The sequence below is a fragment of the Nocardia sp. NPDC057455 genome, from assembly GCF_042802775.1.
GTDB lineage: Bacteria > Actinomycetota > Actinomycetes > Mycobacteriales > Mycobacteriaceae > Nocardia.
Map to the genome: position 1 here is coordinate 1 of NZ_JBHVDM010000017.1, position 13,739 is coordinate 13,739.

Annotated in this window: 13 protein-coding genes; 11 read left to right on the plus strand and 2 right to left on the minus strand. The window is 69.1% G+C overall.

Annotation, left to right across the window (positions count from 1 at the left end):
- The 4 genes from ACFU5M_RS09590 to ACFU5M_RS09605 form a co-directional block, all read left to right on the plus strand.
- Window positions 1–475 (plus strand): TetR/AcrR family transcriptional regulator (locus tag ACFU5M_RS09590; RefSeq protein ID WP_379046541.1); only part of this gene is annotated, 475 nt, incomplete at its 5' end.
- Between the two features lie 87 nt (window positions 476–562).
- A complete protein-coding gene (locus ACFU5M_RS09595; protein WP_379046544.1) occupies window positions 563–1,519 on the plus strand; it encodes a type IV toxin-antitoxin system AbiEi family antitoxin domain-containing protein in 957 nt (318 codons plus the stop codon).
- Between the two features lie 181 nt (window positions 1,520–1,700).
- A complete protein-coding gene (locus ACFU5M_RS09600; protein ID WP_379046547.1) occupies window positions 1,701–2,711 on the plus strand; it encodes an adenylate/guanylate cyclase domain-containing protein in 1,011 nt (336 codons plus the stop codon).
- 48 nt (window positions 2,712–2,759) lie between these two features.
- Complete coding sequence (locus ACFU5M_RS09605) at window positions 2,760–3,527, plus strand: RluA family pseudouridine synthase (protein ID WP_379046550.1); 768 nt, start codon at window positions 2,760–2,762, stop codon at window positions 3,525–3,527.
- 328 nt (window positions 3,528–3,855) lie between these two features.
- Here the strand turns inward: ACFU5M_RS09605 and ACFU5M_RS09610 are convergent, their stop codons facing one another.
- On the minus strand, window positions 3,856–4,458 hold the full coding sequence (locus ACFU5M_RS09610; protein ID WP_379046555.1) for a TIGR03086 family metal-binding protein: 603 nt from the start codon (window positions 4,456–4,458) through the stop codon (window positions 3,856–3,858).
- 51 nt (window positions 4,459–4,509) lie between these two features.
- Between ACFU5M_RS09610 and ACFU5M_RS09615 the strand changes: the two genes are divergently transcribed.
- The 3 genes from ACFU5M_RS09615 (at window position 4,510) to ACFU5M_RS09625 (ending at window position 6,645) form a co-directional block, all read left to right on the plus strand.
- Window positions 4,510–4,947 carry a MarR family winged helix-turn-helix transcriptional regulator gene (locus ACFU5M_RS09615; RefSeq protein WP_379046558.1) on the plus strand — a complete coding sequence of 146 codons (438 nt, stop codon included), beginning with the start codon at window positions 4,510–4,512 and terminating at the stop codon, window positions 4,945–4,947.
- A gap of 167 nt (window positions 4,948–5,114) precedes the next feature.
- Window positions 5,115–5,900 carry a metallophosphoesterase gene (locus ACFU5M_RS09620; RefSeq protein WP_379046561.1) on the plus strand — a complete coding sequence of 262 codons (786 nt, stop codon included), beginning with the start codon at window positions 5,115–5,117 and terminating at the stop codon, window positions 5,898–5,900.
- Window positions 5,901–5,967: 67 nt separating this feature from the next.
- Entirely contained in the window at window positions 5,968–6,645 is a 678-nt protein-coding gene (locus ACFU5M_RS09625) for a phosphodiesterase (protein WP_379046564.1), read from the plus strand.
- Here ACFU5M_RS09625 and ACFU5M_RS09630 read toward each other — a convergent pair.
- Window positions 6,642–7,703, minus strand: coding sequence for an AraC family transcriptional regulator (locus tag ACFU5M_RS09630; protein ID WP_379046567.1), 1,062 nt, complete (start codon window positions 7,701–7,703; stop codon window positions 6,642–6,644). The two genes, ACFU5M_RS09625 and ACFU5M_RS09630, sit on opposite strands and share 4 nt — an antisense overlap.
- A gap of 91 nt (window positions 7,704–7,794) precedes the next feature.
- Here ACFU5M_RS09630 and ACFU5M_RS09635 point away from each other — a divergent pair, with 91 nt between their 5' ends.
- The 4 genes from ACFU5M_RS09635 to ACFU5M_RS09650 all read left to right on the plus strand — a co-directional run bounded on the left by ACFU5M_RS09635 (window position 7,795) and on the right by ACFU5M_RS09650 (window position 13,515).
- The gene (locus tag ACFU5M_RS09635) at window positions 7,795–9,255 is read left to right on the plus strand and encodes a flavin-containing monooxygenase (protein WP_379046788.1); all 1,461 of its coding nucleotides are present in this window, start codon (window positions 7,795–7,797) and stop codon (window positions 9,253–9,255) included.
- Between the two features lie 75 nt (window positions 9,256–9,330).
- The gene (locus ACFU5M_RS09640; RefSeq protein ID WP_379046570.1) at window positions 9,331–11,448 is read left to right on the plus strand and encodes an ATP-binding cassette domain-containing protein; all 2,118 of its coding nucleotides are present in this window, start codon (window positions 9,331–9,333) and stop codon (window positions 11,446–11,448) included.
- Window positions 11,448–12,185: an energy-coupling factor transporter transmembrane component T family protein gene (locus ACFU5M_RS09645; protein ID WP_379046573.1), complete on the plus strand. Its 738-nt coding sequence runs from the start codon at window positions 11,448–11,450 to the stop codon at window positions 12,183–12,185. The genes ACFU5M_RS09640 and ACFU5M_RS09645 overlap by 1 nt, the downstream gene beginning before the upstream one ends.
- Window positions 12,186–12,861: 676 nt before the next feature.
- The gene (locus ACFU5M_RS09650; RefSeq protein ID WP_379046576.1) at window positions 12,862–13,515 is read left to right on the plus strand and encodes an ammonium transporter; all 654 of its coding nucleotides are present in this window, start codon (window positions 12,862–12,864) and stop codon (window positions 13,513–13,515) included.
- The last annotated feature ends 224 nt before the right edge of the window (window positions 13,516–13,739 follow it).

Genomic DNA, 13,739 nt, shown 5'->3' on the forward strand with positions numbered 1-13,739 from the left:
CCCCAAAGGACTCGTCTTCTACTACTTCCCGACCAAGGACTCGATCCTGTCCGCCTTGATGTCCGAACGGGTGCCCACCCAGCCGATCGACGACATCGGCACGGTGGTGGCGCCGGGAGATCCGGCGAAGAGCTTGGTCAACCTCGATGCCGCCCTGAATCTGCGCGACCACCACTCGTCGGTGCTGCGGGTGATCCTCTGGCGGGAAGCAGACACCCATCCCGACGTGCGACGGCAACTGCGCCGCCTGCGCGACCACCTGCTCGAGGTCACCACGAAGGTGCTCCAGGCGAGCGCCCCGGTCCCGGTACGCCCGGGTACTCTGCGCGCGTGCGCGGCGGCCTGGGTCTCGGCGATGTTCGCCATCGCCAGCACCGACCGCCTGCACGCGCTCGACGGCCTGCCACTGCCCACCGCCGACGAAGTGCTGAACGTGGCGCAGGTGGTGGCGGCCGGGATGGCCCAGATGGGGTAGATCCGGAGTTATCCACAGCCGGTGTGTTGTCCACATGCACTGCCGCGGCGGGCACTCCGGGGGCGCCGGACGGTCACGATCGTCGGTATGGAAGCACCGCAACTGATCTCACGCCGGCAAGCCCTGGCATCCGGTCTGTCCGACAAGGCGCTGCACCGGCTGTGCAGAACCGGGCAATGGCAGCGCCTGCGCGCCGGGCACTACCTGAACTCTTCGGGTTCCGGTCTCGGCGCGACCGGCAGGCATCTGCTGCTGACGCTGGCGACCGCGGAGTCCGCGTCCGACGCCGCCATCACGAGCCACTGTTCGGCGGCGGTGCTGCACGGCCTGTCAACCTGGGGCATTCCGCTCGACCGAGTTCATCTGACCAGGAATCGGATCAACGGCGGCCGGCTGAGCAGACGGGTCGTGGTCCATTCGGCACAGGTGGAACCCGATGAAGTCACCCTGGTCGACGACATACGAGTAACCACCCCGGCGCGGACGGTCCTGGATATCGCTCGCTCGCAAGGATTCGAACAGTCGGTCGCTCTAGGGGATTCCGCGCTGCGCCAGGGTCTGACGACCACGACGGAATTGCGCGAACACCTTCGTCGTGCCCGGCACCGGCCCGGTTGCCGCCGAGCCGCCCTCGTCCTCGACTTCTTGGACGGCCGCAGCGAAAATGTCGGCGAATCCCGCAGCCGGATCCTGCTGCGTCAAGCCGGTCTCCCCGCTCCACAAGTGCAGGCCAGGGTCTTCTCCGACGACGAAATCTGCGTCGGCCGCGTCGATTTCCTGTTCCCGGATCTCGGCGTGATCGGCGAGTTCGACGGAAAGATCGATCATCGAGCCGCAGCGCGTGGCCCAGTACCCGCCGCACCCGTGGTCAGAGCGGAGCAGCAGCACGAAGCCCGGCTCCGATCCCTCGGCTGGGTGACCGTCCGCTGGGGGTGGGACGACCTTTCGGCTCCCACCCGCCTGGCCGAACGCTTGCACACCGCCATCCGCACAGCCTCCGGCAACCATCGCTCCGGTTACTGGACCCCCACCCCCGAACCATGAGCTGCCTGCCCACCGGACCGACGACCGAGCACCCTGGAAGTCGTTGCTCGGTCAAAGCCCCGAGCCGCTGCGCGAAGGGGCAGCGGGCCGGCTTCTCGAAGCACGCCGGGGGACGGGATGCCACGGTCTGCGGCGACGAGGTGGCCGACGCGAGCCGGAGCCGGGCCGTAAGGTACCGATCATGGTGCCCACCGAGAGGTCCGAGTTGGTGCGATCGGTCGTCGAGTCCTACCTGCTGGACGGAGTGCGCCGGTACAACCGCACCGAGGTCGCCGAGCAGTCGGGGACGACGACGGCGCTCACCAGGCGACTGTGGATGGCGCTCGGTTTTCCGTCGAGCATCGGCGACGAAGCGGTCGACTACGCCGACGCCGATGTCGCGGCGGTGCGCAACTTCGAGCAACTGAACGTGTTGTCCTCGGCCGACACCCGGCAACAGGCGGCGACCGCGCGCACCCTCGGCCAGGGCATGGCACGCCTGGCGGAATGGCAGGTCGATCTGGTGCTGGCGGAGATACAGGAGCGCATCGCCGGAGCCGAGCCCGATGCCGACCCCGAGCAGACGGTGCGCGCCGCCACCGAGGGCGCCATCGCCACGCTGGAGCAGTTGAACATCTACGCCTGGCGGCGCCATCTCGCCGCGGCGCTGTCGCGCTCGCTCGACCCGGGGACCAGCGCGGGTGAGTCGGTGCGCGAACTGGCCGTCGGTTTCGCGGACATGGTCGGCTACACCAGGCTGACCAGGCACCTGCACCCCGACGAGCTGTCCATGCTGCTGGAGGCGTTCGAATCGACCACCACCGCCGCCATCACCGAGAACGGCGGATGGGTGATCAAGAACGTGGGCGACGAAGTCATGTTCGCCGCGGAAACCGCGACCGAGGCCGCCCGCACGGCCCTGGCCATCCAGGAGTCGACCATGATGGTCGGCGGCACCCCCGACCTGCGGGTCGCTCTCGCCTACGGCCCCGTACTGCAACGTTTCGGTGACCTGTACGGCTCGGTCGTGAACATCGCGTCCCGGCTCACCGGCGTTGCTCGGCCGGGCACCGTCCTGATCGATGACCACGCCGCCGCCGCGCTGGAGGGCGATCCGGCATTCGACATCAAGCACCTGCGCAGCGTCCGGGTGCGCGGCTTCAACCGCCTTCGTCCGCACCTGCTGCGCCACAACGGAAAGAACGGCAGGTAGCCGACACCGCGTGCCACCTGCCCCCGGCGACCCCCCTAGGCTCGTCCGGTGGACAAGGACTGGTCACGGCTACGCGCCCGTTGCCTCGTGGAGGAGGACGCGGCGATTCTGGCCCTGCACAAACCTGCCGGCATCTCCGTCACCGGCGAGCGGCACGACACCGACCTCGTCGAAATGGCCGCCGCCGCGGGGGAAACGCTGTATCCGGTGCACCGGATCGACAAGGTGACCTCCGGCCTGATCTTGCTCGCGAAGGAACTGCGCGCGCACGGCGAGCTGACCAGGCAGTTCAACAAGCAGACCGCCGACAAGGCGTACCTGGCCGTCGTCGCCGCCACCGGCGTGCCCGATACCGGCGTGATCGATCTACCGCTCAGCGTGGGGCGCAAGAACCGGGTGCGGATCGCGGCGCCGCGCGAGAGCATCCGCCACGAAGCGGGCCGCTGGTTCGTCGACGACGCCGACCTGCTGCCCGCCAAGAACTACCCCTCGCTCACCCGGTTCGCGACGGTGCTGCGCGGCCCGGCGCACACCGTTCTCGCGCTGCGCCCGCTCACCGGCCGTCGCCACCAGATCCGCGTCCACCTGGCCTGGACCGGACACCCCATCGTCGGCGACCCGTTGTTCGACCGCTCCAGTGCCCATGCACGGACCTACCTGCACTCCTGGCAGCTGGGCCTCACCGCCTCGTGGCGCACCCCGCCGGAGCTGACGTTGTCCGCCGAACCGGACCCCGATTTCTGGCAGCCGCTGGACGAAGTCGCCGGCCCGTCCGCCCTCGAACGCGCTGCCCACTTGCTGCGGACCCTCGGCTAGCGGCGCCTTCCCTGCGGCGTCGGCCGTCCTCGCCGCACTGGGCGTCGACCATGGCGACGGGCCGAATCGCGTCCGCCGCGCCCGTTCCGGGCCGACCGGCATCCGTCCAGCAAGGTCCCGGTTGCCGACGGACGGAGTCGCGGCCACCCCGCACCGCACGGCTGCCGCCCGTGTGCGGGGCGGAACGGTGCGCGAGGCAGCCCGACCGCCTCGTCGACCTCGGCGGAGCGAAAACATCGGCTCCCGGTTCGTCCACAGTCATCCCCAGGCAATCGCCCGAGTGCACACAGCCGGTAGGGAAAGCCGCGCGGAGATGCGCGGCCGCGGGTCAGTTCGGCCAGTTCGGGGAGCGGCCGAGCAGCAGAAGGATCCGGTCCAGGGTCGGCGTTTGTCCCGGGACGGACAGGGCCGGGGCGAAGGCCGCGCCGGGGGCGGTGCGTTCGGGACCGTCGGGGACCGCGAGGGCGATGTTCAGCGCGGCTTCGCCCACGTCCGGATCGAGGGTGATGGTTTCGCCGATCGACCGCGCGACGTCCCAGGCGTGGACGACGCTGTCCACGAGGTGGAAGCCGATCGCCAGTTCGGCCGGGATCCCTCGATCGGGGAGGACTTCCGGCAGCAGCAGTGCGCGCTCGAAGACGTCCTCGGCGGCGAAACCCGCGAGCACGTCGTCCGCCGAGGCGCGATAGTCGGCGACCGGATCGCCGGACGCGCGAACGGCCCAGGCATCGGGATCTCCGCTGCCCCGCGCGGCCGCCGCGAAGCCGTGATTCTGTGCGGTCATGTGTTCCAGCAGGTCACGAAGGCGCCAGCCCGCACAGGGTGTTTCGCATTCCAGTTGATCGGGGCGCACGCGGGCGACGGCGTCCACGCTCGACCGAACCGAACGAGCGTGCTGGTCGCGCAAGACTTCCAAGGTTTTAGTAGGCATAAGCGTATCGTAAGCTTAAGCTTACGATTTGCCAAGCAGTATCGTCGATTCATGCCCACCGCCCGTCCCGATCTGGCCGCGATGATCGCGCCGCTCGTGCGGGCGCTCATCGCGGCGGAGACGCCCATCCTGGAGCGCCACGAGCTGTCGATGTGGGGCTACTCCGTCCTGCTCGGCCTGGACGCGGAGCCGGTCTACACCCAGGCGGCGCTGGCCAAGGCGATCGGCGCGGACAAGACCCGCATCATCGGCGTGCTGGACGAGTTGCAGCGCCGGGGCCTGATCAGGCGCGAACCGGACCCTTCCGACCGCCGGGTCAACCTGGTCTCGCTCACCGACGCGGGCCGCGCCCTCCGCGACCGCGCCCAGAGCGACATCCAAGCCGGCGAGGATCAACTGCTCGAGCAGCTCCCCGCACCGGACCGTCGCACGTTCCTGCGCGCCCTGCGCATCCTCTCCGCCGCGGTGTCCGAACAGCCCGGATCCTGACCACCAGGCTCCGTAGTGTGACTGAAGACACATATTCCAGGGTGACGTTCGCATGGTGGCGAGCGTCATGACGACTCGTAATGCGCAGGTCAACTAGCCTGATGACGTGTGGCGGACGTGACGCGCGCCCACTCTGACGCAATGCAGCGAACCCCTAGCGAAAGCGAATGCCGATGATCCTGGTGGCTCAGGTCAGCGACACCCATTTCGATCTCGGCGCCCGCAACACTCAGCGTGTACAGCGGGTGATGGAGTTTTTCGCCGGGCTGCGCCGCAGGCCCGATGCCATCCTGGTGACCGGCGACATCACCGATTCCGGCAAACCTGAGCAGTACGCAGAGGCCAAGCTCGCGTTCGACACCGAGATCCCGGTGTACGCCCTCCCCGGCAACCATGACGACCGCGCGGGCTTCCGCACCGGCTTGCTCGGCGAGCCCACCTCCGACGCCCCCATCAACCGCACACACCGGATCGGTGATCTCACCGTCGCACTGCTGGATTCGAGCATTCCCGGCGAGCCCGGCGGCCGGCTCGCCGACGAGACCTACCGCTGGCTGGTCGACGTGCTCGACGAGGCGCCCTCCGGCAAGCCGATCCTGCTCGCCCTGCACCACCCGCCAGCGCACCTGTACAGCCCGATCGTCGACGGGATCTCCCTGGCCGATCCGCAGCGACTCGCCGAGCTGGTGGCCGGGGACGACCGGATCGTCGCCGTACTCACCGGGCACGCGCACTCCGCCGCGACGACCACGTTCGGGGGGCGTCCGCTGCTGGTGGGTCCCAGCACCGCGTCGGTGCTCAGCGGCGAGTGGGAACTCGACCTGCCCGACCACGTGATGGACTACGCGCCGGACCCGACGGTCGCGCTGCACGTCATCGGTGCCGATCACCGGATCACCACCCATTTCCGGTCGGTCCCGATGGGCGGCCGGATCGGCGTGCAACCGGCTTGAGCGCGGTTTACCCGGCACCAGCCGGGGCACTCGGGAGGCACGAGACGCCTACCCGGGAGGATGCACCATGGTCGACCTGCCAGCCGCAGTGGTGAAGAGCGCGTTCGCGACCGGAGCGCGGATCCGGCATGCGCGGGTGTTCCACCCGAACGGGTTGCACCTGGCCGGTCGTCTGCACGCCGAACCCGAGTTCGAGCCGCTCTTCGGCAGCGGCGAACGTGCGGTGATCGCGCGGCTGTCCAAGGGCGTCGGACTGCCCAACGGCCTGCCCGACGTGCTCGGCCTGGCGTTCCGGGTACTCGACCGCGACGACGAGCCCTGGGATTTCGCGCTGGCCACCACCGGTCAGGGAGCGCTGGGCCGACTGGTGATCACCCCCGCGCGCGGCTGGGCCAGCGCACGTTACGGCTGCCTGATGCCCTACCGGATCAGCAACTCCGCGCCGACCTGGTTTTTCGCCGAGCCGGACGGCGTGCAGCCCGCCTCGGCGTCGCTCGAGGCGATGCAAGCCCACCTGAACGAGGATCTGGTGAGCTTCACCCTCAGCGCGGGCCGTCTCGGCGGACCCACCTGGCGGGTCGCCGAAATCACGCTTCGTCCCGCCGAATCCGCCGAGCACCGCACGGACTACTTCGATCCGATGCTCAACCACCCGGCCGAGGTGGAGTTGTTCCCCAAAGCCATCGGCAAGCTTCGCGAACTGGCCTACACGGGCAGCCGCAGCGGCCGCGGCGAAGGGGCTTAGCGCCGGAGGACGCGTTCGCGGCGATAGGCGGCCGGGGTGTTACCGGTCCACCGCTTGAAGGCGAAGATGAACGTCGAGGCTTCGGCGTAACCGAGGCGGATCGCCACATCGCTCACCGATAGCGGTGTGGCGCTGAGCATTTCCTCGGCCAAAGCCCGCCGCACTTCGTCCAGCAGCGCGCGATAGCTGGTTCCCGCCGCGTCGAGATGTCGGCGCAGCGTGCGTGTGCTCATGTTGAGATCGTTCGCCACGGCGTCGATGCCGGGTGGCGCGGCGAACCCGTCCGCGCCGCCGCGCGGGACGAGGCGCTCGCGTACCTCGGCCGCGATGCCGGTGCGGGCCCTGCGGCGGTGCACCAACTCCCGGCACTGCGCCAGGCACATCGCCCAGGTGTGCTCGTTGGCCTGCGGCAACGGTTGCTCCAAGAGCATGGGTTCGATGGCGAACAGGTTGCGCGGCATGTCGAACCGCGGGGCCACCAGGGTTACCTCCGCGATCCGCTCGGCGTAGCCCGGTGCGGGAAAACGGAATTCGGCTCTGGTGAGCGGCAGGCGCGTGCCGAGCAGATCGCTCATCACCTGATGCATCGCGGTGACGTCGCGTTCGACGAGGAACTGGCGCACGTCCGTCGGCACCGACTCGTCGTGCACCACCGCGACGAACTCGCTCTCGCCCCACTCCGCCACCGGCAGGCAGAACGTGAAGCTGAGGTCCAGGTAGCGCAGCGCGAAGCTGATCGCCTCCCCCAGCGTCGGGCTGCTGACGCAGGCGAAGCCGAAGATGCCGAAGGTGGTGATGCGGTAGCGGAGGCCGACCTCGACGCCCAGCGCGGGATGGCCTGCGAGTTCGCGGACGAGATTGCGGATGACCGCCAGTTCGGTGTGCGCATCGATCTGCGCGTCCGGATCGCGCAATTGCTGCTCGGTGAGCGCGGTGCCGTGCAGCATGCGCGTCACGGGCACGCCGTGTTCGGCCGCGTAGCCGACCATCAGCGCCACGCTGGCCACACCGCGCGGAAAATTCCAATCGCGGATCTCCGGATCCTGCACCCGCTCCACGCGGACATTATGGCCGAATTTCTCTATGCGACCGCACGGCGGCTCCTACAGTGGAGACAACTACGGTCGAAGTGAGGAGCGTCACATGACAATGCGCGATCAGCCGTCGATCCTCATCATCGGCGCGGGATTCGGCGGCATCGGCATGGCGATCGAATTGCGCCGCAACGGCTTCGACGACATCACCGTGCTGGAGCGCGCCGCCGACCTCGGCGGGGTGTGGCGGGAGAACACCTACCCCGGCGCGGCCTGCGACGTCCCCTCACCGCTGTACTCGTATTCGTTCGAACCCAAGCCGGACTGGCCGCAGCGGTACTCGGGGCGCACCGCCATCCACGCCTACCTGCGCGGCGTCGCCGAGCGGCACGGCGTGCTGTCGGCGATTCGTTTCGGCACCAGCGTCACCGACGCCGAATTCGACGACGCCACCGGCCGGTGGACCGTCCGCACCGCCGACGGGGGCAGCCGCATCGTGGACGTGCTGATCTCGGCGGTGGGCCAACTGTCGCGTCCGTCCCTGCCCGCCATTCCCGGCATCGACACCTTCGCGGGCCCGTCGTTCCATTCGGCCGAGTGGGACCACGACGTTGACCTCCGCGGCAAACGCGTCGCCTGCGTCGGCACCGGCGCGAGCGCTGTCCAGTACATCCCGGAGATTCAGCCGGAGGTGGCCCATCTCACGCTTTTCCAGCGCACACCGGCCTGGGTGATCCCCAAGTTCGACACCGATTACTCGCCGATCCAGCACAATCTGTTCGCGCGGGTGCCCGGCGCGCTGCTGGCCGAACGGTTCGGGTGGTGGTCGATCGCGGAGTTCGTCTCACTCGGGCTGGTCGAGGTCCCCGCCATCGCCCGGTGGGTGGCTCGCATCGCTTCCCGGCACCTGGCCGAGCAGGTCGAGGATCCGCGGCTACGCGCGAAACTCACCCCGGACTATCCGATCGGGTGTAAGCGCGCGTTGTTCTCCAACGACTACTACCCGGCACTGACCCAGCCGAACGTCCGGGTGGAGACCACCGCGATCAGCGAGATCACCCCGCAGGGCGTACGCACCGCCGACGGTGCGACGCATGAGGTGGACGTGATTATCTACGGCACCGGCTTCAAGGGCACGGAGTTCCTCTGGCCGATGGAGTTCTACGGTCGCGGGGGCCGCAGGCTGGCCGACGCCTGGGCCGACGGCGCGCACGCGTACTACGGCATCGCGGTGCCGGACTTCCCGAACCTTTTCCTCGTCTACGGGCCGAACACCAATCTCGGCGTCGGTTCGATCATCTACATGATCGAGTCGCAGACCCGCTACATCCGCCAAGCGGTGCGATGGCTCACCGACCATCCCGGCCACTGCGTCGATGTCCGGGCGGACCTGGAGGAGGACTACAACGTCGCGCTCCAGCAACGCCTGGCCCGCACCCCGTGGAACTTCTGCTCGAGCTGGTACCGCAATTCCGCGGGCCGCATCACCAACAATTGGCCCGGCTCGCAGACCAGCTACCGTCGCCGCACCCGGCGCTTCGATCCCCGGCACTACACCCTCAGCCCGGTCTCGTGACCGATCGCACGGCTGTCGGTCCCGCTCGAATGGGACTCGACCCGGCACCGCGCGCCGGGCTGGCAGACTTGTGCTGTGAATGAACTGCCCCGTCCGGGCGCATCGGAGCAGCGCGGGCCGCTGCGTCCGATCGAGCTGGCCACCGGCGCCGTGCTCGGGGGAGCCACCGTCGGGCTGGTGACCATCGGTTCGGTGATCCCGTTCGCCGGTGCGCTGCAGTTGGTCGCGGCGGTTCCGATCGGGCTGATCGCGCACCGTTTCCGGCCGCGCGCCCTGCTCACCGCGACCATCGCAGCGACGCTGGTCACCTTCGTGGCGGCCGGTATGGCGTCGGCGACGGTGCTGGTCGCCTCGGCCACCATGGGCGGCATCATCGGAACCGTGAAGCGGCGCGGCGGCGGTCTCGTCGCGGTGCTGGGACTCTCGCTGCTCACCGGGCTGGTGTGGGGCGCGCTCGCCGTCGGTTCGCTGCTCGCGTTGTCGAGTGCGCGCGAACTGGTCTTCGACAACATCCGCAACGGCGCGAGCGGCCTGCGGGATCTCGCCGCCCAGGTGGGCGCGGCTCCGCTCGGACGGCTCGTGGCGGACCTGGCCGACGCGGTGCTGCGCTCGTGGTGGGTGTGGCTGGGCGGTGGTGTCGCGCTCGGCATGATGGCCACCGGGGTGTGCTCCTGGTATGTCCTCGGCTCGGTGCTGGACCGGCTCGACTGGCTGCCCGGCCGGGACCGGCTCGACGCGCCGCTCGACGACCGGCCCGTCGCGCCGCTGCCGGTCACGCTCCAGCACGCTGGATTCCGCTACCCCGGCGCGGCTCGCGACGCGCTCGGCGACGTCGACCTGACCGTGCGGGTCGGGGAATTCGTCGCGGTGGTGGGCCACAACGGTTCGGGCAAATCGACGCTGACCCGGTTGCTGGCCGGTCTGCCGCCCACCTCGGGATCGGTGCGGCGGCCCGGCTCGGCCGGACTGGGGCGGCTGGGCGGCACGGCGCTGGTGTTGCAGCGACCGGAGAGCCAGACCCTCGGCGTGCTCGTCGCCGACGACGTGGTGTGGGGACTGTCCGCGCAACTCGCCGCCGAAGTGGACGTCGACGGACTGCTGGGCGAGGTCGGTCTCGCCGGGATGGGCGGCAAGGAGACCGCGACGCTGTCCGGCGGTCAGCAGCAGCGGCTGGCGGTCGCGGCGGCATTGGCCCGGCGTCCCGCACTGCTGATCGCGGACGAGGCGACCTCGATGATCGATCCGGAGGGACGCCGGGAACTGGTGGAACTGCTCGTGGACCTGCCGAAACGGCACCCGATGGCCGTGGTCCTGGTCACCCACCACGAAGCCGATGCCGCGGCCGCGGACCGGGTCGTGCACCTGGCCGGGGGTCGCACGGTCGCGCAGCTGCCCGCGTGGCCCCGTCCGGCGCGCGCCGTGCGCCGCAGGCCGATGGGCGAGCCGGTCCTCGAACTGCGCGATGTCCGGCACACCTACAACCGCGCGACGCCGTGGGAAGCGCCCGCGCTGCACGGGGTCGACCTGTCCGTCCGGCAGGGCGAAGCGCTGCTCGTCGTCGGCGGGAACGGCTCGGGCAAGTCCACGCTGGCCTGGATCATGGCCGGTCTGATCGAACCGAGTTCCGGCCGGTGCGAACTGCGCGGGAAGCCGGTCGGCAAGCAGATCGGCGGGGTCGGGCTGGCGTTCCAGCATTCCCGCTTGCAGTTGCAGAAGCAGACCGTCGGCGCGGAGATCGCGGACTGGGGTGGGCGCGCCACCGGCTCCGGTGCGGTCGGGCGCGCGCTGGACGCCGTCGGGCTGGACCGGTCGCTGGCCGCACGCTCGATCGAGGAGCTCAGCGGTGGCCAGGCCAAACGGGTGGTGCTCGCCGCGATCGTGGCCAGCCACCCCCAAGTGGTCGTGCTCGACGAACCGCTGGCCGGACTCGACCCCGAGGGCCGAGCCGACATCGTGGAATTGCTCGCCCGGCTCCGGGATGCCGGTTTGACGCTGATCGTCATCTCGCACGACGTGGCCGATATGGCGGCGGTGTGTGACCGTACGGTGCACTTGCGGTCGGGTCGCATCCTGAGCCCGGAATCCGCGTGGGCGGCCACGCCGGAGCCGAGCAAGGCGGCCGCGCGAGCCGACTCCGGAGCGCTGCACGCGCCCGGTGAATCGGCTTGGCGGTTCGAGCACGGAGGTCGATGATGAGCACTGTTCTACTGCGTCAAGTGCCGGTCGCCAGTCCGGTGCACCGGCTGTGGGCGGGCACCAAGATCATCGGCGTGTTCTTGATCAGCCTGGTGTTGATGTTCCTGCCGTCCTGGCCGGTGCTCGCTGTGATGACGGCGTTCCTGGTGTTCGTGGGCGTCGTCGCCCGCCTGCCGCTCGGCACGCTGCCGCGTCCGCCCTGGTGGTTCTGGGCGCTGTTCGTCGTCGGCGGGCTGCTCACCGTCCCCGTCGGCAGTACGGCGGTGCTGCGTTACGCGCAGATCGCGACGTTCACTCTGATCCTGGTGACCGCTTCGTTCCTCATCGCGTGGACCACCCCGATGGGCGACGTCGCACCCGCTCTCGCCAAGCTGGGCGCGCCGCTGCGCAGGCTCAGGATGCCGGTGGACGAATGGGCTGTCGTCGTCGCGCTCACCCTCCGCGGCCTGCCGCTGCTCATGGAAGAGATCCGGGTGCTGCGCGCCGCCCGTCGCCTCCGCCCCAAAGACGGCATGCTCGCCCGCGCGGCCGACAACCCGCTCATCGACATCCTCACCGCGGCCATGGCGGTAGCCACCCGCCGCGCCGGTGAACTGGGTGAGGCGATCACCGCACGCGGTGGCACCGGCCAACTCACCGCCCATCCCAACGCTCCCGGCCTGCGCGACGCGCTCGCCCTCGTGCTGGTCTTCGGCGTGTGCCTCGGCTCCATCTTGCTGCACGCACTGCTCTGACACCCGCGAGAGCGTGAGCGGGCACAAGCGGAAGCGGGGCGAGAACCTGGATCGAATCCGAATCGGTCCCTGATGGTGTCCGGGAAAATTTCGGCGTCCGATATTCGCTGATCATTTGCAGATCGACTGGCATCACTTGAGCTACACCCCGGCCGAAGCCCCCCGGAACCAGCGCAGACAGTCTGCGTACCGCGCTGACGCCCGAGCCGGCCGTCAGCGCGGGCCAGGGTGGACCCGAGGCCGATCCGCGCACTACTCGGCCGGCCCGGTCCGGTGGCCAGAATGCGTCCCTCCACCAGCGCACGTCGCGATGCCCAGAAAGATGCTCCTGTGCTGGCACTTACGCCGACCGACACCGCAATGTGAATGCTTCGAATCAGATGCTTCAACTCGAGTGTTTCGTCGAATCGCCTGCGATAGAGCCGAACCTGCGTGATCAATACACTCGAAGCCAGGCTCAATAAATAGCGATTCGCTATTTCCCAGAAGGGGCGGAAAGCCGGAAGATTACCCTCTGAATTCGTGTCCCAAACCCCACCGGCCCCAGTACAGTTATCACTCGGAAGTAACTGTCTTTTGGATCACATCACGGATGTACACGCCGGCGGGGGAAGGAAATTCGGCGTGCGCCGCGTTCTCTATTGCTCGAAGCCTGATGAAGATTGGAAACCGAGAAATGATTCTGCGGAAAGTCACCGCCGCTGTCGTGCCACTGGTCGCCGCGCTCACGGTGGGGTCCGGTGTCACGCACGCTGAACCGACCGCGACAGCGGTTCCGGATATCGGCTACCAAGCCGAGCTGATCGGGAACAAGGTCGTCACGACGCTGACCGCGGGCACGTTCGAGGTGCGCGGCGAGACGGTCGACATCAAGGACGCGGCAGGCGACGTCGCGGTCACGCTCCCGCTCGCCTTCCGGCAGGACGGGCTCGAATACCCCATGTCCCACGTCGTGCGGGACGCGGGCCGGGTGCTGGAGCTGACCGTCGTCAAAGACGCGGCACAGGCCCGCCCCGTGGCCACGCCGGTCGCGTCGCCGTTCGAGAACCAGCGGGCGATGGACGCTTTCCTGTCGCAGTTCGGCATCGCCACCGCGGTCGGCGGATTCATCGGCACGGTCATCGGAGCGCTCGTCGGTTTGACGGGCCTCATCGGAGGACCCGTCGGTATCGCCACCGTGCTCGCGGGCGCGGGTATCGGCGGCATCATCGGCACCATCGTCGTCGGTGGACCGGCCTTGATCATCGCCGGTATCGATCTGATCAGCACGCTGGCCGCCCCGCCCGGCAGCACCAAGTGGATGGACACCACCGGGCGCTCACAGAACTGACCGGTACCCCCGGGCACTATGCGCACCGAATCGACCGCGATTCGGTGCGCTTTCGTCTGTGCGGACAGTCGGTGACTCTCGGCGGCGACTACCTGGCTCAGGCACCGTCGTCCGTCGGTCGGGTACGGTGCCGCACCGCCCGTGACTCCCCGAAACGAACGCCACGCACACACCCGAGGCCACCGACGAACGCTGCCGCACCGCCGGTGACTCCTCGGAACGAA